Source organism: Anaerosalibacter massiliensis (assembly GCF_024623155.1).
Classification (GTDB): Bacteria; Bacillota; Clostridia; order Tissierellales; family Sporanaerobacteraceae; genus Anaerosalibacter; species Anaerosalibacter massiliensis.
This window is the reverse complement of the sequence record NZ_JANJZL010000004.1, coordinates 269,538-294,726: the sequence shown is the minus strand read 5'-3', so window position 1 is coordinate 294,726 and position 25,189 is coordinate 269,538. Positions and strand designations below refer to the sequence as shown.

The 25,189-nt window shown below is 28.4% G+C and carries 23 protein-coding genes and 1 riboswitch; of the genes, 1 reads left to right on the top strand and 22 read right to left on the bottom strand.

The window, feature by feature from the left end:
- Window positions 1-37: 37 nt before the first annotated feature.
- Window positions 38-814, bottom strand: coding sequence for a DUF975 family protein (locus NSA23_RS08625; RefSeq protein WP_042682772.1), 777 nt, complete (start codon window positions 812-814; stop codon window positions 38-40).
- 225 nt (window positions 815-1,039) lie between these two features.
- Window positions 1,040-2,140, bottom strand: a complete 1,101-nt coding sequence (locus NSA23_RS08620) for a glycerol dehydrogenase (RefSeq protein ID WP_042682775.1) — start codon at window positions 2,138-2,140, stop codon at window positions 1,040-1,042.
- A 433-nt stretch (window positions 2,141-2,573) separates the two neighbouring features.
- Here NSA23_RS08620 and NSA23_RS08615 point away from each other — a divergent pair, with 433 nt between their 5' ends.
- Window positions 2,574-3,161, top strand: a complete 588-nt coding sequence (locus tag NSA23_RS08615; protein WP_050069845.1) for a metallophosphoesterase — start codon at window positions 2,574-2,576, stop codon at window positions 3,159-3,161.
- 41 nt (window positions 3,162-3,202) lie between these two features.
- Here NSA23_RS08615 and NSA23_RS08610 read toward each other — a convergent pair whose 3' ends face one another.
- The 20 genes from NSA23_RS08610 to NSA23_RS08515 all read right to left on the bottom strand — a co-directional run bounded on the left by NSA23_RS08610 (window position 3,203) and on the right by NSA23_RS08515 (window position 24,596).
- On the bottom strand, window positions 3,203-3,601 hold the full coding sequence (locus NSA23_RS08610; RefSeq protein ID WP_042682777.1) for a DUF1284 domain-containing protein: 399 nt from the start codon (window positions 3,599-3,601) through the stop codon (window positions 3,203-3,205).
- 137 nt (window positions 3,602-3,738) lie between these two features.
- Window positions 3,739-4,614 (bottom strand): homoserine kinase, encoded by an 876-nt coding sequence (gene thrB / locus NSA23_RS08605; RefSeq protein ID WP_042682779.1) that lies wholly within the window; start codon window positions 4,612-4,614, stop codon window positions 3,739-3,741.
- The gene (thrC, locus tag NSA23_RS08600) at window positions 4,607-6,103 is read right to left on the bottom strand and encodes a threonine synthase (RefSeq protein ID WP_257490421.1); all 1,497 of its coding nucleotides are present in this window, start codon (window positions 6,101-6,103) and stop codon (window positions 4,607-4,609) included. The genes thrB and thrC overlap by 8 nt, the downstream gene beginning before the upstream one ends.
- Window positions 6,104-6,130: 27 nt before the next feature.
- Window positions 6,131-7,345, bottom strand: coding sequence for a homoserine dehydrogenase (locus NSA23_RS08595; RefSeq protein WP_042682785.1), 1,215 nt, complete (start codon window positions 7,343-7,345; stop codon window positions 6,131-6,133).
- 58 nt (window positions 7,346-7,403) lie between these two features.
- Window positions 7,404-8,723, bottom strand: a complete 1,320-nt coding sequence (locus tag NSA23_RS08590) for an aspartate kinase (RefSeq protein WP_042682787.1) — start codon at window positions 8,721-8,723, stop codon at window positions 7,404-7,406.
- A gap of 361 nt (window positions 8,724-9,084) precedes the next feature.
- The gene (locus NSA23_RS08585; RefSeq protein ID WP_042682789.1) at window positions 9,085-9,960 is read right to left on the bottom strand and encodes a pyridoxamine kinase; all 876 of its coding nucleotides are present in this window, start codon (window positions 9,958-9,960) and stop codon (window positions 9,085-9,087) included.
- Between the two features lie 14 nt (window positions 9,961-9,974).
- A complete protein-coding gene (locus tag NSA23_RS08580) occupies window positions 9,975-10,910 on the bottom strand; it encodes a radical SAM protein (RefSeq protein WP_257490416.1) in 936 nt (311 codons plus the stop codon).
- Window positions 10,911-11,059: 149 nt separating this feature from the next.
- Window positions 11,060-12,781, bottom strand: a complete 1,722-nt coding sequence (locus NSA23_RS08575) for a DUF4153 domain-containing protein (RefSeq protein WP_257490415.1) — start codon at window positions 12,779-12,781, stop codon at window positions 11,060-11,062.
- A gap of 208 nt (window positions 12,782-12,989) precedes the next feature.
- Window positions 12,990-13,739 (bottom strand): peptidylprolyl isomerase, encoded by a 750-nt coding sequence (locus tag NSA23_RS08570; protein ID WP_042682794.1) that lies wholly within the window; start codon window positions 13,737-13,739, stop codon window positions 12,990-12,992.
- A 153-nt stretch (window positions 13,740-13,892) separates the two neighbouring features.
- Window positions 13,893-14,150, bottom strand: a complete 258-nt coding sequence (locus tag NSA23_RS08565; protein ID WP_075052131.1) for an HIRAN domain-containing protein — start codon at window positions 14,148-14,150, stop codon at window positions 13,893-13,895.
- Between the two features lie 201 nt (window positions 14,151-14,351).
- The gene (locus NSA23_RS08560; RefSeq protein WP_042682797.1) at window positions 14,352-14,948 is read right to left on the bottom strand and encodes a peptidylprolyl isomerase; all 597 of its coding nucleotides are present in this window, start codon (window positions 14,946-14,948) and stop codon (window positions 14,352-14,354) included.
- A 78-nt stretch (window positions 14,949-15,026) separates the two neighbouring features.
- Window positions 15,027-16,202, bottom strand: a complete 1,176-nt coding sequence (locus tag NSA23_RS08555; RefSeq protein ID WP_042682799.1) for an iron-containing alcohol dehydrogenase — start codon at window positions 16,200-16,202, stop codon at window positions 15,027-15,029.
- Between the two features lie 87 nt (window positions 16,203-16,289).
- The gene (locus tag NSA23_RS08550; RefSeq protein ID WP_042682802.1) at window positions 16,290-17,663 is read right to left on the bottom strand and encodes an MATE family efflux transporter; all 1,374 of its coding nucleotides are present in this window, start codon (window positions 17,661-17,663) and stop codon (window positions 16,290-16,292) included.
- 49 nt (window positions 17,664-17,712) lie between these two features.
- Window positions 17,713-18,021 carry a hypothetical protein gene (locus NSA23_RS08545; protein ID WP_042682804.1) on the bottom strand — a complete coding sequence of 103 codons (309 nt, stop codon included), beginning with the start codon at window positions 18,019-18,021 and terminating at the stop codon, window positions 17,713-17,715.
- Between the two features lie 26 nt (window positions 18,022-18,047).
- Window positions 18,048-19,064, bottom strand: coding sequence for an adenosine deaminase (add, locus tag NSA23_RS08540; RefSeq protein ID WP_042682806.1), 1,017 nt, complete (start codon window positions 19,062-19,064; stop codon window positions 18,048-18,050).
- 26 nt (window positions 19,065-19,090) lie between these two features.
- The gene (recQ, locus tag NSA23_RS08535; RefSeq protein WP_257490414.1) at window positions 19,091-21,232 is read right to left on the bottom strand and encodes a DNA helicase RecQ; all 2,142 of its coding nucleotides are present in this window, start codon (window positions 21,230-21,232) and stop codon (window positions 19,091-19,093) included.
- Window positions 21,233-21,360: 128 nt separating this feature from the next.
- A complete protein-coding gene (lipA, locus tag NSA23_RS08530; protein ID WP_257490413.1) occupies window positions 21,361-22,218 on the bottom strand; it encodes a lipoyl synthase in 858 nt (285 codons plus the stop codon).
- Window positions 22,219-22,310: 92 nt separating this feature from the next.
- The gene (gene thiW, locus NSA23_RS08525; RefSeq protein ID WP_257490412.1) at window positions 22,311-22,811 is read right to left on the bottom strand and encodes an energy coupling factor transporter S component ThiW; all 501 of its coding nucleotides are present in this window, start codon (window positions 22,809-22,811) and stop codon (window positions 22,311-22,313) included.
- Between the two features lie 20 nt (window positions 22,812-22,831).
- Entirely contained in the window at window positions 22,832-24,145 is a 1,314-nt protein-coding gene (gene thiC, locus NSA23_RS08520; RefSeq protein WP_257490411.1) for a phosphomethylpyrimidine synthase ThiC, read from the bottom strand.
- 16 nt (window positions 24,146-24,161) lie between these two features.
- A complete protein-coding gene (locus NSA23_RS08515) occupies window positions 24,162-24,596 on the bottom strand; it encodes a hypothetical protein (protein ID WP_257490410.1) in 435 nt (144 codons plus the stop codon).
- Between the two features lie 73 nt (window positions 24,597-24,669).
- A riboswitch (TPP riboswitch) is annotated at window positions 24,670-24,778 on the bottom strand.
- Between the last annotated feature and the right edge of the window lie 411 nt (window positions 24,779-25,189).

The window sequence follows — 25,189 nt, the reverse complement described above, 5'->3', positions numbered from 1 at the left end:
TATTTTAAAAAACTCTTTAACGCTAAAATATAAACCTTTAGTCTAAAATATAATTAAACTGCTCTTTAAGAGAAGTGTTTTCTCTATAATTCTCATACAATTTAGCAACAGTTGCTTCATGATATGGAGCTACAAATATACCACCTAAACCAAAAAGTAATGAACCTAATAAATGCCAGCCTATAAAAGAAAGATCTAAAACAAATATTTCCCATTTTTCATCATTAGTCATTTCCTTACTGATTTTAATAGCGTCAGATAAGCTTATATAGGGATTTTCAGATAGAATATATGGTACCATCTTATATTCATAACCCTTTATTATACCAGGAATAACAAGCAGCAATGTCCATAATAATAAGTAAATATCCATCAGAAGAATTTTCCCTGCAATAGGTAACCACTCCCCATTTTTAAAGGTAGTAAATAACGTTCTAATCTTTGGTTCTCCTTTAAATCCTTCAATATAGAATCTCTTTTCTCCTACCTGCAACACATTTCCAAATATTATACTAACTATTATTTTAATAATCACCAATACAATAAAAGTTTCCAAAGTTACTCTAAATACAAAAGGATTTTTTAAGCCTTTATCTATGGAACTAAGTAGATTCTTAGTTGGGCTTATTCTAACTGTATAATATTCATGCTCAGAAAAAGTTCCTTCATCTTCATCATATCTAGTGCTACTTGTTGAACCATTGATGATACTTCCTGCGAGAAGGGCTGTAATCAAGCATACTACAAATGCCTTCCAATAATGTTTCTTTAAAAACTCCTTAGCTTTAATTTTTAAATCTTTTCTTGTCCACATATTCACGCCCCCATTCATAACTAATAATGTTAATATAAATATGTTAAATTTAAATTAGTTCTGTATACTATTCGACATAATACGTATATTTCCTTTTTATATATCTTAAATACTATTATAATTTATTCATTTTCTCTCTGTTTAGAATAAATACTTTCATTAATTTTTATTGGACAATATAAAAGAACCTTCTAAAAATAAAAGGTTCTTTTATATATTAAAATTCTATATTAAATCTTTATAATGCTTTCCTAAATTATCTGTAGCAATAATAGCATCAAATAGTTGTTCTGGAGTCACACCGCCAAGTATATGATGTATTGATTCGCCTTCTGCACAAGCTACTTTTGAAGCTTTCATTAATTTTTTCCCATCTATTTCCTTTGTCCCTACTTCTTCTAAAGTTATAGGTAATCCTACACTTAAACAAAAATCAATAACTTCTTCTATCTCTTCTGTTGGACTACCTTCTAAAACAAGCTGTACTAAAGTTCCAAATGCAACTAATCTTCCATGGGAAGTATATTCACATTCTTCAAGAACCGTAAATCCATTATATATTGAATGTGCTGCAGCAAGTCCACCATTTTCTGCTCCTACCCCACTTAAATAGGTTGCTGCTTCTACTATTTTTTCTACTGCTGGTGTTACTACCTTCTTCTCTACTGCTAGTAACGCCTCATAGCCGTACTCCAATAATGTTTCATAACAAAGTTTTGTTAGTGCAAATCCTGCTTGTGTTATACCTCCAAAAGCTAAACTTGGAGAATTTGATCTTAAACATGCTCTAGCTTCAAAATATGTTCCAAGAGCATCCCCCATGCCATCTACTAAAAATCTTGCAGGAGCATTTGCTACAACTGCTGTATCTACCATTACTACATCTGGATTAGTTGGGTAAAATAAGTACTCACTAAACTCTCCTTCATCTGTATATATAACAGAAAGAGCTGTACATGGAGCATCAGTTGCAGTTACTGTAGGAATTATAACAATTGGTAATTTCTCAAAATATGCAACTGCCTTTGCAGTATCTATAGTTTTTCCTCCACCTACACCTACTATAACATTGCTACCGTTTTCTTTAACTAAATCTCTAATTCTATTTATCTCACCTTTAGAACTTTCTCCATTAAATGTTTCAAAAACTAGTTTCACATCAGTTTCTTCAAAACTTTTTTCTATCTTTGGTCTAGTAACTTTCATAGCTGTTTTACTTGCAATAATATAAAAAGAATCTCCTAACATAGTAGTGTGATCCTTCATTTTTAATATTACATCTTTGTCTTGAACATATCGTGATGGTGCTCTCATTAGTTTTTCCATGGTATAATATCTCCTTTCATTTATACATTCTAAAAAATAATTCTTCATTAATTAAAATAAAATCTTATCTATACCTTAATTGTCAACGTTTGAAATAACTTTAACATATTTTACTATTTTGGTCAACCTTTGAATTAAAGCATATATATTGTCATCTTTCATATATATAGCAAAAATACTTATTTTAATATAGCAAAAATACTTATTTTAGAAAGTTTTTTATTATTTATATTATATTTCACCCTTTAATATTATGTAAACTTTTATATTTAAATACATATCCAATTACTTAAATTTATATGATAAATATAGCAAAAAAGCCATTAAAAGAATATTTTTTAATTATTTGCTAAAAATAAATATATATTTGAATATATAACTGATTTAGTTTATAATTTAAAAAAATAGTGAAAATAAGGAGGAATTTTTTTAAATGCAAAATATATATTTAATCTCCGATACACATTTTGGTCAAAGATTTGCTGTAAAATTTTTTAGAAGACCATTTAAAAATATAAAAGAAATGCATAAAGCGTTGATAAAAAACTGGAATGACAATATAGATGAAAATGACATAGTCCTTATATTAGGAGATTTTTATGGTGGAAATAAAATATTTTCTCACTTTCTTCTAAGAAAGTTAAATGGTGAAAAAATACTTGTAAAAGGTAATCATGACTTCAAATTTAGATTAAAAAGATTAATAGAAACAAAAAAAATTAAAATCTATAATAAAATAGAATTTTTCTTAGATGACTACCATTTTGTATTAACCCATAAACCTATTAAGAATATCCATGAACATACAATTAATATCCATGGACATCATCATAGAGTACTACTTCCTTCAAAATTTGAGCAAAACAAATACTTTAATGTAGCAGTTGATCATAATGATTATAAGCCAATATCTATTAAAAAAATAGTAGAGGATAAACTAGGTGCTTCAAATATAAATTTAGTAGATATTATTGAACAAATAAAATGTCCAAATGCAAATGTCCAGTATGCATTTGCTTAAATATATATAAAAAAGGTAACTGCCATATATAGTTACCTTTTTTATATAAAGCCTTTTTCTTTAAAAATTTTTTCACATATCCCATATTTATACCATTGACATTTACCACATATTTCTTTGAATCTTTCCTCACTAAAATTTTCTCTTAGCTTTTCTAATAATGTTTTATAATTATACTCTTCCATTTTTAAATCTAAAAGTTTTACAATTTTTCCATCTATAGATAATACTTTATCATTAGAACTACATTTAAATCCATTTATATTATTAGGACATTTAGTGCAAATATCATCATTCAAACCAACTATTTGTATAATTTGATTTTGATTTTCTTTTAAAGATTTTACTATAAAATCCATGTTCTCTATAAAATCTTTACTATATCCTTTTCCTATATATGCTTGCATACACATTAAATGATGAGGTCTTATTTTAAACATGTAATATATTCCTTCCTTTTATTGTAAGCTTTATTTTTGTTATAGTTTACATTAATTTTAATACTAATATTATATAAGAGTCAAGATATTAATATTACATTTAAATATCAAAGACCTTTTCTAATAAAATTCTCCTTCTATATTGCCCCTGATAAGTCTAAATCCAATTCTTTAACATTCCAATTATAATTAATAGAATTGAGATAATCTTTTATTCTTTTTGTGAAATTCATATCATCCTTCTTAACAATAGCCATTATAGTAGGTCCTGCACCGCTTAAATATACACCTAATGATCCTAATTCATAACATTTATTTAGAATTTCATCTACTTTAGGTATTAATTTCTTCCTATAGGGCTGATGTACTTTATCTCTTAGTGAGATTTTTAATAAATCAAATCTACCATTTGACAAAGCAGATAATAATAAAGATACTCTTCCTATATTGTATATAGCATCTTTATTATTAAAAGTTGAAGGCAACACTTCTCTAGATTTAGTAGTTGATAGAGTAAAATCAGGAATTAATGCTACAAATTTAATCTCGCTAGCTATGTCAATTTTGTTGTAGTATATATTTTTATCTTCCATAACTGATACTACAAGTCCTCCAAATAGTGCAGGAGCAATATTATCTGGATGCCCTTCTATTTCTGTAGCTATTTCTAATATTTCATCTTTTGACAAAGAAGCTTTAGCTAGTTCATTAGCACCCATAACCCCTCCTAAAATACATGCTGCACTACTTCCTAGTCCTCTAGAAATAGGTATATCAGTATCCATTTCTATTCTAATACCCTTAGTTTCGTATCCTATTTTATTAAATGTTTTTAACATTGAAGTATATACTAGATTTTTTTCATTAGCATAATAATTGTCACAACCCTCAATCTCCAAGCCTTTAGGTATTTCTTTAAATGAAAATGTATTATAAAGATTGAGAGCAAGACCTAAAGTGTCAAACCCTGGACCTAAATTTGCACTTGTAGCAGGTACTTTAACCTTAATCATCTATTCCACCTACTTCTAAAAATTTTTCAATTAAGTATTTCATATTCTCTTTATTGCAGTTGTTTTCGTGAAGGACTTCTTTATTCTCAAGATTGGCTATAGCCCTTGGTATCTCAATATTTGTTTTGCCTGCTAATTCCTTTATTATGTTAAATTCATCTTTATTTTTTACATCTATGTCAATAGATGACGCTACCTTTGATCCAAACTTAAATGGACTGGCAGTTGAGGCAATTATAGTCTTTGTATCATCACAAGTTTCTAATTTGTATTTTTCATGTACATTATAAGCTACTGCAGTATGAGGATCTATTAGGTATTTATTTTTTACAAACATATTGTTAATTGAAAAACTCACCTGCTTTTCAGTTGAATAAGCCCCATAAAAATATTTTAAATTTAGATTATCTATTTTATAATATCCTTGCCTAGCAAGGTCATCCATTTTAGTTCTAATAAACATATCATCTTCTCCACTTATATGAAATAGAAGCCTTTCTAAATTACTAGATATTAGAATATCCATAGATGGAGATGAAGTTAAAATAAGCTCCCTTCTCTTATCATATATTCCAGTATTAATAAAATCAGTTAAAATATTATTTTCATTGGATGCACATATTAACTTATTTATTGGAAGTCCCATTTCCTTTGCATAATATGCCGCTAGAATATTTCCAAAATTACCTGTAGGTACTACAATATTTATTTTTTCATTATTTTTTATCTTTCCCTCTTTTAAAAGAGTTAAATATCCATAAAAATAATAAACAATTTGAGGAATTAATCTACCAATATTAATTGAATTGGCAGATGACAATATATAGTTGTTTTTATATAGAAGATTTGCAAAATCATTGTTGTTGAAAATCTCCTTTACTCCATTTTGAGCATCATCAAAATTGCCATTAATGCCTACTACAAAGGTATTAATTCCTTCCTGAGTAATCATCTGTCTTTTTTGTATTTCACTTACACCATCTTCAGGAAAAAATACTACTATTTTAATTCCATCAACATTGGCAAAACTTTCTAATGCTGCTTTACCTGTATCTCCAGAAGTAGCAGTCAATATAACTACTTCCTTATCTATCTTATTTATCCTTATGGCTTCTTTCAATAAATAAGGGAGTATAGATAATGCCATATCTTTAAATGCCAAAGTTGGTCCATGAAAAAGTTCAAGAAAAAATACATCTCCCACATTTACTAATGGTGCAATCTCTTTTTTACTAAATTTAATATCATATGCTTTGTCAATACAATTCTTAAGATCATTCGACTTAAAGTCTGTAAAAAATTTACTCATTATTATAAAAGCTAATTCTTTATAATTCATTTCTTTTAAATCCATAATATTATTTAATTTAGGTATATTAGTAGGAACAAATAGTCCCCCATCTTTTGAAATTCCCTGTATAATTGCTTCACTTGATGAAATAGAAACTGTTTTATTTCTAGTACTTGTATATTTCATATTAAGTATCATTCCTTTCACTATACTTAAAGTACTACTTTACTTAAGAATTCTAGCAATAAAATAGTTATTATTATCAATACCTAAGGATGATAACAATTCAACTATCTCTAGGTATTCAATTTCCTTAGTTATAATTGCAATATTATCCTTTTTAGATAACAATTCTTTGGAAATATTTTCAATACTTTTATAAATACTATCATTAGGTGATGAAATTCTTAAATAGTATTCATTTTTTAATTTCGTATTTAAATTTTTAAGCTTTCTTTTTCCTAGTGGATTTCCCTTTCTATAAGAACCCTTTATAATATCTATTACGTCACCTAAAACTGCATTAGCTGTTGGAAGCATGCCAGCCCCTAAGCCATAAAAATTTAATTCTCCCACATTATCTCCTCTAAATACTACAGAATTAAAGGCATTATTTACATTAGCAAAATAAGAATCTTCTTTTATTATTGTAGGTTGAACCAATGCAGTAAAACCATCTTCTAATTCTTTTACCTCACCAATTAATTTTATTGTGGACTCCTTCTTTTTAATTTGTTCAATATCAAATGGTATGATTTCACTTATACCTTCTAATAAGATATCATTCTCATTAATTTCTCCTTGAAATGCTAAAGTTCCCAATATTCTAAGTTTTCTCAAAGTATCATAACCTTTAACATCTGCTGTTGAATCTGCCTCTGCATATCCCATCTCTTGTGCTACTTCCAATACTTCTTCATAATCTAGTTCTTCATTAAACATTTCAGTTAAAATGTAATTACAAGTTCCATTTAAAATTCCTTCAACCTCTGTAATTTTATTAAGTGCTAACTCCTCCTTGAGAGATTTTAATATAGGAATACCTCCACCTACGCTGGCTTCATATAAAAATGCTAGATCTTTCTTAGCTGCTAAACTGGATAATTCCTCAAGATATTTTGATACTACAGCTTTATTTGCTGTAACAATATTTTTGCCAGATTCTAAAGCAGCCTTAATATATCTATATCCTTGTTCCAAATCTCCAGTTAATTCCACAACTATACTTATATCTTCATGATTTAATATTTCATCATAATCATATGTAATTATATTTTCTTCTAATTGTATTTTCCTTTTTTTATTTATATCTTTTACTAAAATTTTTTTTATTTTAATTTCTTCCCCAGTTAAAAATTTTAATTCTTCCTGTCTTTTTTCTAAAATTTCAACTACACCTGTTCCAACTGTTCCAAGTCCTAATAATCCAATCCTTATCATAAATTAACCTCCTACTACTAAATTAAATTTATTTAACTAATATTATTTCATTTATTAGCTAACTTTCAAAAGCTTCATATATAGCTGCTATAGCCATGTTAAAATCATCATTTTCAACCCCTATAATTATATTTAATTCACTTGAACCTTGAGTGATCATTCGAATATTAACTCCTTTATTGGCTAAAGCCATAAAAATTTTTCCTGATATTCCTTTAGTCCTTATCATTCCTCTTCCTACTACTGCAATAAGAGCCATATTAGGATAAGGTATTATTGAATCTGGACTACAATATATACTTATCTCTTCAATTACCTTTTCAAGTTTAGAATTTAATTGTGTATTTGAAATTATTAATGATACTGAATCTATACTTGAAGGCATGTGTTCAATTGATATATTATTTGTCTCTAATACAGTTAGCAATTTTCTGTAAAAATCTTTTTTCAAACTCATTAAAGTTTTCTCTATAGAAATCACAGTAAAATCTTTTTTACCCGCAATCCCAGTTATAGTTCCAGCATAGCTAATAGGAGACAAATCATCTACAATCATGGTTCCAGGCTCTTCTGGAAAATTTGTATTTTTAATATTTATAGATATACCTGCCTGTTTTACTGGAAAAATAGCTTCCTCATGAAGTACTGGAGCACCCATGTAAGAAAGTTCTCTAAGTTCCCTATATGTTATTACTTCAATAGGCTTAGGATTGTTTACTATTTTAGGGTCTGCTATAAGAAATCCTGATACATCCGTCCAATTTTCATAAAGCTTAGAATCTATTGCTCTAGCTATAATAGCCCCTGTTATATCAGATCCACCTCTAGAAAAAGTATTAATTTCACCATTTTCCCTAGCACCATAAAATCCGGGAATAACTGCTTGTCTAACATCATTCAATTTAGATTGTATATTTAATTGAGTAGCCTCTGAGTCAAATTGACCACCATTATCAAAAACAATCAAGTCTTTAGCATCTACAAATTCGAAATTCAAATAATGTGAAAGTATAATTGCATTTAAATATTCTCCTCGACTAGCTACATAATCCTTAGAAGCTCCATTTTTGATTTTTTCCTTTATATCTAATAAATTCTCATTTATATTAATATCCAAGCCAAGCTCTATACAGATATCTTCAAATCTTCTTTCAATAATCTCATATACCTCATCAAAATTAAGATTATGAGAAGCGAGTTGATAGCACATATATAGTAGGTCTGTAATCTTATGATCTTTCTCATCTCGTCTTCCAGGTGCAGAGGGTATTATATACCTTCTTCTAGTATCTGATTTTATAATATTCTTTACTTTAGCAAATTGTTTACTATCAGCTAAGGAACTGCCACCAAACTTCGATACAATTACATCTTTCAACTTCTACACCTCCTCATATATTTTTTATTCGGAATAATCTAAAAATACATAAAACTCAAAAATCTTAAGTTCCTTAGAAAATGGGTACAAAAAATACTCGCCCAAAAAGGACGAGCATTTATATTCTCGCATCCACCCAAATTTCACAGTTTCGCTTTAACGCAGCAAACGCATATCCCTAATAAAATAATTTCCTTCAGGATTGAGCTCATAGGTGGTTTTCAATCTAGTGTATCAAAGAAGTCTTTCAGCCGGTGAACTTCTATCTCTTTTGACCTTGCAAGATTTACTCGTCCTATTCATCGCTTTTCAATATTCTATATTTTATATTTAATTTTGTCAAGAGGTAAATAATTTATCTTTATTCTAATAATTCATAATTACTATTTATTATTGGCATATTTAAAGTGTTAAGGACCTTTTCCAATAAAATTCCTTCTCTTCTAGGGTATGTAAAACCAAAGCTTTCTCTAATACCAATATTAATAAATTTTACACTTCTGTCTAATGCTATAGGTAAACTATCTCCATTAAGTAAACTTCCTATAAAAACACTTGTAAACATATCTCCAGTACCAGGAAAATCTGCTGGAATATACTTACATCCTATCTTCCAAAATTTATGGTCATCCCTATCATATGCAAATACATCTATATTATCTGATATGTGAATATTTGGAATAGATGTTATAACTACTATTTTAGGCCCTATATTAGATAAATCTACCAACATCTTTTTAACCTTCTCTTCTTCAATATCTTTAGTATATTTCTGACCAAGTAAATAAGTAGCTTCTGTTAAATTGGGAGTAATTATATCTGCCTTTTTTATTAAATTTTTCATCTTATGAACCATATTCTCATCTATCGTAGAATAAAATTTTCCATCATCTCCCATGACAGGATCTACAACCACTATATTTGAATTATTTTTAAATTTTTTTACAAAATCTAAAATTATATCTGCTTGTTCTGGAGAACCTAAAAAGCCGCTATATATACAGTCAAATTCTATATTTTCTTTTTTCCAATGATTCATATAGTCTTCCATAGAATCTGTTAAATCTACAAAAGAAAAATCTTTAAATCCCCCAGTATGAGTTGACAAAACTGCTGTTGGAAAAGGACATACTTGAATACCCATATATGAAAGTATTGGTATAATTGATGTAAGTGAAGCTCTGCCAAATCCAGATAGATCATGAATGGCCGCAACTTTTTTTACAGGATTTTTCATAGATATTTCTCCTTTCATTTCAATCTATATGTATAATAATCTTTGTAATTTATCATTTCTATATTATTATCATTGGATAATTCTTTTAAAATTTCTTCTATATTTACTGTCCCTCTTTTATCTAAAAAAGATTTTATTTCAAATTGGTTCATGGGATGTCTTTTTATAATACTTAAAATTGCTTCATAGTCGTCTTCAACTTCACTATAAAATCCTTCAGATGCTAATTCATCTATGGAAATACCTCCTAATATTGATATAGCTTCTCTGATAGAATCCTTTAATGGTTGTTCCACAAATTTTTCAGCTGGTGGCCTTACAGGAGAATTGATATATAATCTATGATAATTTATTGTACTTAACAATTTTTTAAAATTTATAAAAAACTCTTTGTTATCATTAATATCCTTTATAATCATTGTTTCAATCCATAATTGACCACTATATTCTTTAGAAAATATTTTCAATCCTTCAACTATTTCATCAAATTTTATGCTTCCATATGGTCTATTAATTTTTCTAAACATTTCATCATTGCAAGCATCTAAAGATGGGAGTACTATATCCGCATTTTTTAAATCTTCTCTTACTGAATCATCAGACATTAAAGCTCCATTTGTTATAACTGCTACAGGCTTGTCCGTAAGAAGTTTTAACTCTTTAATCAAAATACCTAATTCAGAATACAATGTAGGTTCTCCCTCTCCTACAATTGTAACTACATCAAAATCAATATTATCTTTCAAATAGAGTTTAAATTCTTCAATTATTTCATTACAATTGAAATATTCTTCTCTCTTATTTATCATGCTTCTTGTTCTTCCTAGTTGACAATATATACAAGAATAATTGCAATGTCCTTCGGCTATAGGACTTATTCCAATAGAAAGCCCCATTCTCCTTGAAGGAACAGGACCAAAAACATATTTAAAATTTTTCAAATTTATCACCTCTAAAATTTAAAATAGCCGCTTCCGTTTCTATACCGATACGCTTTTAATTGTACCTTTACATCTATATTATATAGATACGTTTTTTTGTTGTCAATATTGATACATTTATATAATAAGAAAGAATCAAGGTTTTCCTTGATTCTTTCTTATTTGATTTTAAAAATAACATGGAAATTTATATCATTTATATTTTCAATCGTTTTATTATCATCGCTTTCTAGTGAAATATAATCAAATATAAACTTAATCTTTACTTTTTCATTTTCATCTTCAAATGTCATATTTTCAATGTTTATTTCACTACTATCGGAACTATTTTTATATTTATTGAATACAGCTTCAGCATATTCTTCTATATTTTTTTCATATATTATACTTCCACTATCACATATTTTTAATAGTTTACCATCCATATCATAACTAATTTCTTTTGAATCTCCAAATTTGACTGTATCATTTGTTAAACTATTCATATTTATTAAATAATCATAGCCATTTATTTCAATAGGCTTTTTAGATCCATTAGTAGTAAAATGAAAATATTCTCTTTTACCGTATATTGCATGAGTATAGGAAAATCCAAATATCTTTTCCATATCATCTATTTTAAAATTTTCGGGAAGATATTTTACATCATTTAAACTATGTTTATCTTTAAAATATGATAAAATCATACTAGTTTCTGTTCTGTTTTTTTCTGATATTTTAGTTTTAGATCTAACTATTTTCTCATCAATAAGCATATTATTTCTTATTAATATTTTTTCAAACCTTTTATTTTGACTATATTTGGATATTGAGAAACTACTCAATGGACCAAATACTGAATTTAAGGCTATTATTGAAAGAGAAATAGGAATTATAATATTTTTTAATTTCTTTGCAGTTGAAAAATATATCATAATCCCTAAAACCCATAATCCTAAGACAAATACAAAATATCTATTCTCAGTTATTCCATATTCTCTTATTCTAATTCCTATAGAAATAAACATCATAATCATTAGCGGAATAATTATTTTAGGAAACCAAAAAGTAAAAATTTTAGCCAATTTATTCTTGTTTACTAGTGGATAGATAAAAAATATAATTCCAACAGCTATAGTTGAGTACCATAATACAAGATGGGATACTAAACCTTCAGGCCAATTTCTAGTTACAAGTATCTTTATAAAATAAGCATATAATATAGCTGTATATATTGTAACTAATGGAATTATTATATACAATAATAATATTTTAAGAGCTTTTGGATATTCTGTTTTCGAAAAATCATAGTTATTATAAGGTATTTTTGCTAAAAACATAGATGGCATAAATACTACAAATACAAACAAAGACATATAATAATATATTTTTCCTTCTATATTGATTGAAAAAAGTCTATTTAAAGTAAATATTATAGCAGAAAATCCCAAATATAATACTATTGAATAAATAGCTACAATAAAAAAGCTTCCCAATACTTTTATAATATAATTTTCATAATGTTCTTTATTCCCAACCCATGGTATATATAAAAAACCTAGATATAAGAAGACATTCAATCCTATATATCTTATTATGCTTATAGTGCTAAAATCTTTCAATAGGTAAAAATAATATAACGCTAAAGCACCTATTCCAACAATATATATAAATACTTTATTCAATTTGTTTATTATATTCTTCTTTTCAAATATCAATTTAAAGCAAAGGGACAATGGTATTCCAAGGGCTATTATCATATCAATCCGTTGAATAGTTTTTAAAGTTTCTCTACTTAAGTTGGACTGATTTTCATTTGTAATAATGAGCATTATAACGAGAAGTACACACACTCCTATAGTTATAGGAAATCTTTTAACACTATTATATATAGATTTCACACTATCATTTACAAGAGTTTTAATTTTTATAACAATCAACTCCTCTCATTTTAATTTAATGCCTAATTTAGTTTATATTTTAATTGAGATAAGTCAATAATACAAGAAATAAATTTTAAAATAAAAGAACCTATGATAATAGACTTTTTTTTATTGTCTATTTCATAGGTTCCATTTTATAAAACCTAATAGGTTCTTTTATCATCTATTAAAGATTTATTTTTACCTCATATTTATTTTTTAATTCTTCAGTTTTGTCTAGATATTTTTCTTGTTGTTTCATAGCAACAATCTGTTGTGCAATTTGATCTTTAACCTCACTTAAGGCACTAGTACTTGCTTCTTTTTTATATTGAACCTTAATTATATGGTATCCAAATTGAGTCTTAACTGGTTCACTTAATTTATTTTCTTCAATACTAAAAGCTACCTCTTCAAATTCTGGCACCATTTTCCCTCTACTAAACTCTCCTAAATCTCCACCATTATTTTTTGAAGGACAGTTTGAATATTTCATAGCAGCTTCTTCAAAGGATAAACCATTCTTTATTTCCTCAATTATCTTTTTAGCTTTGTCTTCTTTATCAACTAGTATATGACTAGCTCTAGCTTTTTCTGGTACTTTAAATTGTTCCTTATTATCATCATAGAATTTAGCTACTTCTTCCTCTGTAGCAGATACATTAGATAAAAGTTTATTAACAGCATATTGTTTTAAAACAAATTCTTTAACTTTTTCTAATTCTTTCTTGAAAGTTTCTTCCTCTTGAAATTTATTTTCAACAGCATCTAAGTACATTAATTCTTGATTCACTAGCTCGTCTACTACTTTTTTCATACCATCTGGTGATTGAAATTGCATAGCAACTTGTGGTCCCAATCCATTTATAAAAGCTTGTACTTCTTGTTCTGTAATTTCCTTGCCATTTACTGTTGCTAATACTGTGTTTTCTCCCATAGTCTAGAATCTCCTTTATTATTTATTTGTGACTAAGTTTTACTGCATATAGAACGTATCATATAGGATTTTCATTGTCAACCGTTATTAAAATACTAGTCTTTTAATGCTATTTAATTATTTTCTTTAATTATTTCAAATATTATACTATCTTTATAATAAATAAAATCTTTGCTTCTGTTTTTTTCCAAATTTATCATATATTCTTCTAGCATTTTTTGTACCCTTTGCAACAGTATAAGTACTATTTGCTACATATCCTACTTTTCCTGATCTTTCAATATATACTTGTATCAATTCATCATCATAACTATTTTCATAATCCTTTATAACTTGAACTATTTTCCCCATCTTAAATATACCTATACCATGATAATAATTACCACCAACTATAATAATATAATCTGTCATTTTTAAATTTCTACAACTACCCTTTTTTAAAATCTATATAGTTAATTATATTTTTATATTGTAAACTATCTTTACTATATATTATATCTGCCTTACTTATTAATCTATACCATTTTTGGTATAGCATAAAAAAACCTTCTAACTTAAGTTTTAAAAGTAGAAGATTTTTTTATGCTTATTATTTGAATTTCACTCTAACCTTTAATATTTAACTATATTAATTTTTTCCATTACCACTGGCTCTATTGGTTTATCATTTACATCAGTGTCCACTTTTGCTATTTTATCTACTATATCCATTCCCTCAAAAACTTGACCAAATACTGTATGCCTTCCATCTAACCAATAAGTTCCCCCTACTTTTTCGTAGGTTTCTATTACAGAATCAGGATAGCCACTTTCTTCTCCTAATTTCTTCATTTGCTTTATAATATCTTTGTCTACATTGGAGTTTTGAACTATGAAAAATTGACTGCCATTTGTATTAGGTCCTCTATTTGCCATAGATAAAGCTCCTTTAAAATTCCTATAGTTCAAATCAAACTCATCCTCAAAGGGATTACCCCATATACTTTCTCCACCTATTCCAGTTCCTTCTGGATCTCCACCTTGAATCATAAAATCTTCAATAACCCTATGGAATATAACTCCATCATAATAGCCATTTTTTGCATGAGTCTTAAAATTTTCTACTGCCTTTGGTGCTACATTAGGAAAAAACTTTACTTTTATAGTCCCATAATTTGTTACTATTTCCCCTATTTCTTCTCCTTCTTTTGGCAATTCTGTGATTTGCATTTCTTCAACTCCCTATATTATATTTTCATTTAGTTAATAAAAACGTTCAATGCAATTAGATTCCTTTAAAAATAAATATTATAATGAAGCCATGTATATATTTAAAACATCCTCATATGCAAGAGGTTTAAAAGAACCTACTGTACCTTTATTATGGTCAACAGCAGCTTTAGCCATTTTATCTAAATTTTCTTTTCCAATTCCTACCTCTTCCAAAGTAGCTGGCAATCCTAGTGAATTAAAGTACTCTCTTGTTTTATCTATAGCTTCATTAGCTATGACATAATCATTTTTATTTCTGTCAATACCCCATATATTTATACCATACTCTACAAATTTATATACATTTTCATCATCTAAAACATGTCTCATCCAATTAGGATATAGTATTGCAAGACCTACTCCATGAGTAATATCATAATATGCACTTAATTCATGTTCAATAGCATGAACACTCCATTTAAAATCATTTCCCTTGCCATATCCTAAGAGTCCGTTAATTGCAAGGCTTGATGCCCACATTATATTACTCCTTGCCTCATAATTTTCTGGTTCATCTATAGCTATTTTTCCATATTTTATACAAGTTTTTAGAATTGCCTCTGCCATTCTATCTTGTAAATAAGCCTCTTTTGTTCTACTAAAATAAGATTCAAATACATGACTCATAATATCAGCTACTCCTGCAGCTGTCTGATTTTTTGGAACTGTAAATGTATATTCTGGATCTAGTATTGAAAATTTAGGAGCCATAGTTGGATGACCAACACTTAGCTTTTGATTAGTTTCCATATTAGTAATTACTGCACCAGCATCCATTTCTGAACCTGTAGCAGATAATGTAAGTACTGTACCTATAGGAAGAGAATTTTTAACTTTAGCTTTTCCAATTAAAAGATCCCAAGGATCTCCATCATAATAATAACCTGCTCCTATAACTTTTGCACAATCTATAGAACTTCCACCACCTATAGGTAAAATAAATTCTACTTCCTTTTCTTTACAAATTTTTATTCCTTCTCTTACACTTGTTATTCTAGGATTAGGATCTACATCTGCTAATTCCCAATAATCTATATTATTATCTTTTAGTATGTTAACTGCCTCATTATATATACCAGTCTTTTTAATACTTCCCTTTCCATAAACAATAAGAACTTTAGAACCGTATTTTTTTATTTCCCTACCTAAAACTTCTATTTGTCCTTTACCAAAAAATATTTTTGTTGGAATAGAATAATTAAAATTTAGCATCGTGCCAACTCCTTTCCAAATATTTAGCATAGTACCAATAATATATTACCCTTATTTGCATATCTAAAACTATAAATTAATAATTTATTATATATATTCTTTATCAGTTAGTATTTTCTCTTGCCAATTTTTCTTTTTGTAAATAAAAATTCCATATAAGCATATTATTAAATTGCTAAAACTCATTGAAAACCATATTCCTGTAGGTCCTATATTTGTAAAATGCTTAAATATAAGTATCATAGGAAGTCTTACAAACCAAAGTCTTCCTACCTCCATTGACATAGAATATTTAGTATGTCCTGACCCTTGAAATATACCTTGAAGTACACTGAATATTCCCATTAATGGCATAGATACTGAAATATATCTAAGATAATTAATACCTTGATATATAACCTCTTTATCATCTTTTGAACGTATGAAAAAATTAATTATTTCTTTATCCTTCCATAATATAAATATGACCCCTATAGTTGAAAAAAGTACTGTTAATCTTAATGATTTTTTAAATGCCTCTTTTACCCTGTCTAATTGATTAGCACCTATATTTTGCCCTACAATAGATGTTAATGCTGCTCCAATACCCATAGCAGGTTGTGATATAAGCGATGTAATCCTATTGACCATTCCAAAAGCAGCTATAGTAGCTGTTCCATAAGATGCTATAAAAGTATTGAGAACCATAAAGCCTAAAGCTGAACCAGATTGCCCAATGGAAGCAGGCAATGCAACATTTAAAATTCTTTTAATTATAAATTTATCAAATTTAAACTTTTTAAAACTTGGTCTAATCGTATTGGAACCTTTAAACATTATGTACATACTAGAAACGGCAAGAAAAACCCTTGAAATTATTGTTGCAATAGCAGCCCCTGCAATTCCCATATTAAAATTAAATATAAAAATAGGGTCCAATACTGTATTGATTATAGCACTAATACCACTAAGTACAGTTGGTAAAAGAGTATTTCCTTGAGCATTCATAATAGAATTAAAATTAAAAAACAAAAACATAAAAGATAAATCTAAAAAACTTAATTTTAAATATGTATTGCTATATTTAGCTAAATCACCTTTTCCTCCCATCAACTTAATTACAAGAGGTGTTATTATATATCCAATAATAGAAAAACAAATAGCAAATATTAAAGATACTATAATAAGCTGACTAGCATATTTATTAGCTTCTTCCTCTTTTGAAGCCCCAATTAATTGAGATAGTATAGATGTTCCAGCAACTGAAAGTCCAATACCTATAGATATAAACAGATATAATACTGGCCAAACAAAAGATGTAGAAGCAAATTGGACAGAACCTAATTTGCTTACCCACATTCCATCTACTACATTATAAAGGGTTTGAATTAAGTTATTAACCATAATAGGCAATGATAATGTTATAATTACCTTATACAATTCTCCACCAAGTATGAGATCTTTTCTTTTATCCTCTTTCATATAACTCCCCCATTTATAACTTATTTAGATACACGAAATAATATTTATATTATATCACTTTTAATAAAAAATTGCTTGAAAGTAATTGTATATTATAAAAAAACCTATTAAAGATAATAAAAACCACCTCAAATAATATGGAAAGTATGGCTGATAAAATAAATGTGGAACCATATGCAATCCACATAGTTCCATTAGCCTTATTATATGCTTTTACATCAGAAATTTCTTCCGTTTTAACTCTTGTTCCAGACCAAAAATGCATTGGAGTTTTCTTTTTTAATGCAAATATTCCAATCCCAATAAAAACTGTAGCACATATAAATGAAATTACTACCAATGGCATTGCAGTCCCCATATATAAACCCTCCTAATCTAGGAAAATTATATATTTTTTAAGCTATCTTCTATTATTCTTTTTAAATGGTTTTTCTCCTCTTCAGGTAAAAATGTAGCTTTTACTGAATTTTCCATAATTTTCATTATATCTTCAATGGAAAATCCTAATTCTTCTATTAAAAGACTATATTCTTTATCTAATGAAGTATTTGAAACAGTTGTATTATCAGTATTTACTGTTACTAATATGTCATTATTTAAAAATTCCCTTATAGGATATTCATCTATTGAGTTTACTGCCTTAGTTTGTAAATTACTTATAGGACACATTTCTAAAAATATATCTTTTTCTTTTAGCAATTTCATTATATTAGGATTTTTTATAGCTGCTATTCCATGGCCTATTCTTTGAGCATGTAAAAGTTCTACAGATTTAATTATATTTTCATCTCTTCCAGTTTCTCCCGCATGGACTGTTATATTGTATCCTTTTTCATAAGCTAAATCAAAAGCTTCCTTATGTTTCTCTGGTGGAAAACCTTCTTCTCCTCCAGCTAAATCTACTGCTACTACTCCTTTTCCAAGAAATTTCTCTCCCTTTTTAACTACCTCTATACTTTTATCCACACTCTCATACCTCATACATGCAAGTATAGCATTAGACAATATATTAAAATCTTTCTTAGCTCTTTCCATTCCTTTCAACACACTTTCTACAGCTTCATCAAAACTAAGACCTTTTTTCATAAAAAGGAATGGTGCAAATCTTATTTCTGCATATTTTACATTTTGTTTACTTAAATCCTCTAAAAGTTCATATGTAATCCTTTCTATATTTTCTTTACTTTGCATTATTTTCAATGGATAAGAAAACTTCTCTAAATACTCAACCAATGAATTGCATCCATCTTCTACCTTAACCATTTTCTCAAATTCTTCTAAAGATATATTTTCTAAATCTTTTTCTTCTAGCAATAATTCATACATAGTTTCTGGTCTTACACTCCCATCTAAATGACAATGTAGCTCAACTTTAGGAAGCTTTTTTAACATATCCCTCATAACTTCTCCTCCCATACTATTATATTTTATGAATAAGTTCTTTTACATAATACTTTTTTAATGTCTAAATATGAAATACTATCCGGAAGCTTTTCTTTAATAGGCTTTAAATAATCAGAGCCTACTTCATCAACTACTTCTAATATTTGACTTTCTAAATCTTCATCTACCATATCTGACCAGTTAATATCTTTTCCTTCTTTCTGACATTTAATTAAATGATTAAAAATTGTTTCTTCTATTAATCCTCTCTCCTTTGCAATTTCCTCTATTGATTTCCCCTCATTATATAATTTATAAGTTATTTCATGGCTTTTAATTTTATTTGTTTTTCTAGTATTTAATTCTGTAATGCTACTATTCCTAGTCTTCTTAGGTGCATCTGCCCCTGTTTCTTCCCTATATTTTAATACAGCATCTAGAAATATTTCTCCATATCTTTCATACTTTACATTTCCAATACCTTTCATAGAAAGCATTTCCTCTTTATTTTCTGGAAGATAGGCGCATATTTCTCTCAAAGTACTATCTGCAAATATAACATAGGGAGGAACATTCTTTTGCATTGCTATTTCCATACGAATACCTCTAAGTTCTTTAAATAACTCTCCATGTATAGTTAAATCTCTCTTAGGCAATTCTTCTCTCTTTTCTATTCTCTGATATACCTTTTTTTCTCCTTTCAATATTTCCATTGATTTAGGAGTCATTTGGACTACAGGAAATTTACTTCCTGTCACATGCAAATATCCATCTGCTATAAGAAGCAAAATCATATCTTTTATTCCCTTTTCAGTATATTCTTCCATAATTCCGTAAGTAGATACCTTATCTAATCCAAACTCTAAAATTCGCTTATCCTTTGAACCCATTAAAACTTTAGCAACCATAGTGGTACCGTATCTTTGATCCATTCTATATACACAGGATATAATCTTTTGTGCTTCTGTACTAATATCTTTTAACTCTCTATCATCTAAGCAATTACTACAAAAATTGCAATTATCCTTTCCATTTTCTTCACCAAAATAGTTTAAAAGTCTTTCTCTTAAACAATTTCTAGTATGACAATAATCTATCATATGTTGAAGATTTTTATAGGATATTTCTTTTCTCTTTGGATTGTAAGTACTTTGTTCAATAAGATATTTTTGTTTAAGTATATCCTGTGGAGAATATAAAAGAATACAATCACTTTTTTCTCCATCTCTTCCTGCACGACCAGCTTCTTGATAATAGGCTTCTATATTTTGCGGCATATTATGATGAATTACAAATCTAACATTAGATTTATCTATACCCATTCCAAAAGCATTTGTTGCAACTATAATTAAAATTTTATCATATATAAAATCTTCTTGAGTATTCTTTCTCTCTTCATTTGTCAATCCAGCATGGTATATACCTACATTAAAGCCTTTCTCTTTTAAAAAACTTCCTACACTCTCTACCTCTTTTCTAGTAGCACAATATATAATTCCTGACTCATCAGGACTATTTTCTAAATAATTAAGTATAAAGGCTTTTCTATCTGAAGATTTCTTTACTTCAAAATATAGATTAGGACGATCAAATCCTGTAATTATCTTTAATGGATTATCAAGCTTTAATATATTAGAAATATCCTCTACTATTTCTTCAGTAGCTGTAGCAGTAAAAGCACCTATAACTGGCCTATTCTCTAAGTTAGATATAAATTTAGGGATCTCTCTGTAACTAGGGCGAAAATCATGACCCCATTGACTAATGCAATGAGCTTCATCTACAGCAATTAAGGAAATATTTACTTTTCTAACAAATCTTAAAAACATTTCAGAATTAAGCCTTTCTGGTGCAATATATATAAGTTTATACTTACCTTTTAAACCTTCATCTATCCTTAAATTTTGTTCCTTTATAGATAATGTACTATTTATAAAAGTAGCAGAAATTCCAAATTCATTTAACGCATCTACCTGATCTTTCATTAAAGATATTAATGGAGAAATCACCAATGTAACTCCTTCTAATAATAGTGCTGGAATCTGATAGCATAATGATTTTCCCCCACTAGTAGGCATAATACCTAGTACATCTCTTCTATTTACTAAGCCATCTATTAGTTCCTTCTGTCCTTTTCTGAAATCTTCAAATCCAAAATATTCATGTAATACTGTCTCTGCTCTCATACAACTTTTCCTCCTTATAGCCTTGAACCACTACTTATACTTATTGTATCAAATAATAATGAATGTGAAAAATAGAAAATCGTCTATTTAAGTAAGAAAAACCTCAAAATAGACGATATTTATAATATTTATTTTATTAAATCAATTACCTGATCTGCATGATATGAACTCCTTACTAGTGGACCAGAAGCTACAAATTTAAAGCCCATTTTTAATGCCTTATTCTTATAATTTTCAAAAATGTCTGGATGGATATATTCAACAACTGGATGATGTTTTTTTGAAGGAGCAAGGTATTGTCCTATAGTCAATATATCACAATCTACTTTCCTTAAATCTTTAAATAAATCTATAACCTCTCCTTCCTTCTCTCCAAGTCCAACCATAATTCCTGACTTTGTCAATATATTCTTATCCATACTTTTTACATTTTCTAATAGTTTTAAAGATCTTTCATATATAGCCATAGGTCTTACCGTAGAATATAATTTTGGTATAGTTTCTACATTGTGGTTTATAACTTCAGGCTTAGATTCAACAACTTTAGATAGTGCTGTTTTATCTCCCTTAAAATCTGGTATAAGTACTTCTACAATTATACTTTCATTTAATTCTTTTATACTTTCTATTACCTTTGCAAAATGTTCAGCTCCACCATCAGGTAGATCATCTCTTGTTACAGATGTTATAACTACATACTTAAGTCCCAATTCTTTAACCGCATTAGCAACCTTTAAAGGTTCTTCTAAATCTACAACTTCTGGCTTTCCCGTTGTTACATTGCAAAAAGTACAGTTTCTAGTGCAATTACTTCCTAAAATCATAAAAGTAGCCGTTCTCTTGCTAAAACATTCCATAAGATTTGGACAATTAGCTTCTTTACATACAGTGTTTAGAGATAAACCCTTTACCAGATTATTTACATTATTTATCTCTCTATTTCCTCGTAGTTTTATATTTAACCATTCTGGCTTCCTACTTTCCATCTAAACGCCCCCTATTTTTAAAAGTAGAACCTAATATAGATACTAACATATAGGCTTATCTCATACAACACCACTATGTGTATAGCCTTTTATTACTTTGTATTAACTTGAATTTTTCTATTTTTTTCTACAATATTTAATATTACTAAAGATAATACACTACCTCCTATACTGCTTAAAATAAAAGGATATACAAAGAAAAGTACTGCTACTTCTTTTCCCATAATATATTTTGCTAGTGGAAAAGCTAAAAATCCTCCAAGTACTCCTGTTCCAAATACTTCTCCAACAGCTGAAATATATTTATTTTTAGTATATTTATAAAATAATCCAGCAATTAAAGCTCCAATCATGCTACCGGGAAAAGCTAAAAGACTTCCTGTCCCTAATATATTCCTTAAAAGAGATATAGAAAATGCTATACCTACACTATAGATTGGGCCTAATATGGTGGCAGATAAAACATTTATAACATGTTGAACTGGGAAACATTTTGATGCTCCTATTGGAATATATATTAAATTTCCAAGAGCTACTCCTATAGCCGTAAACATTCCAGCCATAGTCAACTTCTTAGTCTTTTTAGTTCCCAATTAAATCACCTTCATTTAAATTAATCATCATTTCTTAAAATATTTATGTCTTTTCCCTTCATTATTCTATTCATATTTCTCATTGAACACATTTTTCCACACATTGTACAGCTATCTTCATGCTCTGGAGTGGATTCTTTCCTATATCTTCTTGCCTTATCTTCATCTATAGCTAAACTAAACATTTTTTCCCAATCTAATTCTTGTCTTGCAATACTCATTTCTAAATCCCATTCTTTAGCACCAGATAATCCTTTAGCTATATCTCCTACATGAGCTGCAATCTTTGAAGCAATAATTCCTTCTTTCATATCATCTAAATCTGGAAGTCTTAAATGTTCTGCTGGTGTTACATAACATAGGAAGTCTGCTCCGCTACTTGCAGCTATTGCTCCACCGATAGCACTAGTTATATGATCGTATCCTGGAGCTATATCAGTAACTATTGGTCCCAGAACATAGAAAGGAGCACCATGACATATTTTTTTCTCAAGCAGCATATTTGCTTCTATTTCATTTATAGCTATATGTCCTGGGCCCTCTATCATAACTTGTACATTTTCTCTCCAAGCCCTTTTTGTTAGTTCTCCAAGGACTATAAGTTCTTCTATTTGTGGTCCATCTGTACCGTCTTCAATACATCCAGGTCTTAGTGCATCTCCAAGGCTTATAGTCATATCATACTTTTTACATATATCTAGAAGCTCATCAAAATATTCGTAGAATGGATTTTCCTTATTATTCAATTCCATCCAAGCATATAATAAAGAACCTCCCCTTGATACTATATTTGTAATTCTATTATTTTTTTTAAAAACTTCTGCTGTCCTTCTATTCATACCTGCATGGATTGTTACAAAATCCACTCCATCTTCTCCATGTTTTCTTACTACGTCTAGAAATTCTTCTGAAGTAATATCTTTTAATTCTTTATCATAAAATCCTACTGCATCATATACTGGAACAGTCCCTATCATAGATGAAGAGGCCTCAACTAATCTTCTTCTAAACTCTTCAGTTTTTCCAAAAGAACTTAAATCCATTATAGCTTCTACATTCATATCTATTGCATTTTTTACCTTCTCAAGTTCTTTATCTACATCAGGACAATCTCTAGAAATACCTAAATTTACATTTATCTTAGTTCTAAGCCCCTCTCCTATTCCTTCGGGAATTAATGAACTATGTTTTTTATTTGCAGGTATAACGATTTTTCCCTCGCCTATTTTCTTTCTTAAAATTTCTACATCAATATTCTCTTTTTCTGCCACTATCTCCATTTCCTTTGTTACAATACCTTTTTTAGCTGCATCCATTTGAGTAGTATACTCCATTTAAAATTCCCCCTTATTATTTTTTTATTTCTTCAGAAGATATACTTTCTTGACTTTTATATAAAAATGCCTTTTTCTCTAGTTCATATACTCTGAACCTTAGTTGTTCATAGAGTTTTGACTCTTCATAATATTCTATAACCTTTAGACATTCTTCAATACTTCTTAAACCTTCTTCTGCTCTTTTAAAATTAGATATAAGTAAACTTTCTATGTTACTTTTCTTATCTAAATCCTTTTCTCTTGATGCATCAAGGCCTATATCTGTTAAAGAACCTCTGTCTTTAAACAATTGAGTATTTGAAAAACTCTTCCTCACTAAATGCCTTATCTCCCTTGCTTCTCTTGATATTTCTTTGTTTTCAAATATAAATCTTTCTATATCTTCTATAACTCTAAGTCCTTCTGATACCCTGTTTATATTTGCATCTATTATCCTATAGATACTCAATATACATATAACCCCCTTTCAAAAAACAAAAAGCTATACACTTCCAACAGAAGCATATAGCTAAGTATCAAAATAAGCATAAAAAAACAAGTCCCTCCGCTGGAATTACCCAAATCAGGTTCTTAGGGTCAGGAATAACATTCCTATCTCAGCCTATTATATAAGCCCCCCTTTAAATTTCTATTCAATTTTATAATATGATTTCTTTCCTATATATTTATCATATCACTTTTTAGTATTAACTGAAGCTTCCACCGCTAAAACCGATGGAGTTCCTGAGGAACTATATAGATTTCTTTAATACTGTCAATATATCTATATAGCTACAACATATTAAAACTATCTATTTTCCCTAAGATTTTCACTAACTATGCACGTTCCAATGGACCACATTAGCATCAGCATAAGGCCCGCTTCAAAGCCTTTCGTTAACTACAACATATCACAACTAGAAACAAAATGCAAGTTTTACATACACAAAAGCCTAATCATCCTATGTCTTGAAACATAGGATGATTAGGCTTAGCTTCTATAAAATTAGCTTTATATTTCATGTGATATATTTCCTATATCCGAATATATTATAAAGATAT

Coding starts and splice junctions, on each gene's coding strand:
- NSA23_RS08625 (WP_042682772.1), bottom strand. CDS start 814: ATGTGGACAAGAAAAGATTTAAAAATTAAAGCTAAGGAGTTTTTAAAG.
- NSA23_RS08620 (WP_042682775.1), bottom strand. CDS start 2,140: ATGGAAAAACTAATGAGAGCACCATCACGATATGTTCAAGACAAAGAT.
- NSA23_RS08615 (WP_050069845.1), top strand. CDS start 2,574: ATGCAAAATATATATTTAATCTCCGATACACATTTTGGTCAAAGATTT.
- NSA23_RS08610 (WP_042682777.1), bottom strand. CDS start 3,601: ATGTTTAAAATAAGACCTCATCATTTAATGTGTATGCAAGCATATATA.
- thrB (WP_042682779.1), bottom strand. CDS start 4,614: ATGATTAAGGTTAAAGTACCTGCTACAAGTGCAAATTTAGGTCCAGGG.
- thrC (WP_257490421.1), bottom strand. CDS start 6,103: ATGATACTTAATATGAAATATACAAGTACTAGAAATAAAACAGTTTCT.
- NSA23_RS08595 (WP_042682785.1), bottom strand. CDS start 7,345: ATGATAAGGATTGGATTATTAGGACTTGGAACAGTTGGAACAGGTGTA.
- NSA23_RS08585 (WP_042682789.1), bottom strand. CDS start 9,960: ATGAAAAATCCTGTAAAAAAAGTTGCGGCCATTCATGATCTATCTGGA.
- NSA23_RS08570 (WP_042682794.1), bottom strand. CDS start 13,739: ATGGGAGAAAACACAGTATTAGCAACAGTAAATGGCAAGGAAATTACA.
- NSA23_RS08565 (WP_075052131.1), bottom strand. CDS start 14,150: ATGACAGATTATATTATTATAGTTGGTGGTAATTATTATCATGGTATA.
- NSA23_RS08560 (WP_042682797.1), bottom strand. CDS start 14,948: ATGCAAATCACAGAATTGCCAAAAGAAGGAGAAGAAATAGGGGAAATA.
- NSA23_RS08555 (WP_042682799.1), bottom strand. CDS start 16,202: ATGCTAAATTTTAATTATTCTATTCCAACAAAAATATTTTTTGGTAAA.
- NSA23_RS08550 (WP_042682802.1), bottom strand. CDS start 17,663: ATGAAAGAGGATAAAAGAAAAGATCTCATACTTGGTGGAGAATTGTAT.
- NSA23_RS08545 (WP_042682804.1), bottom strand. CDS start 18,021: ATGGGGACTGCAATGCCATTGGTAGTAATTTCATTTATATGTGCTACA.
- add (WP_042682806.1), bottom strand. CDS start 19,064: ATGAGGGATATGTTAAAAAAGCTTCCTAAAGTTGAGCTACATTGTCAT.
- recQ (WP_257490414.1), bottom strand. CDS start 21,232: ATGAGAGCAGAGACAGTATTACATGAATATTTTGGATTTGAAGATTTC.
- lipA (WP_257490413.1), bottom strand. CDS start 22,218: ATGGAAAGTAGGAAGCCAGAATGGTTAAATATAAAACTACGAGGAAAT.
- thiC (WP_257490411.1), bottom strand. CDS start 24,145: ATGGAGTATACTACTCAAATGGATGCAGCTAAAAAAGGTATTGTAACA.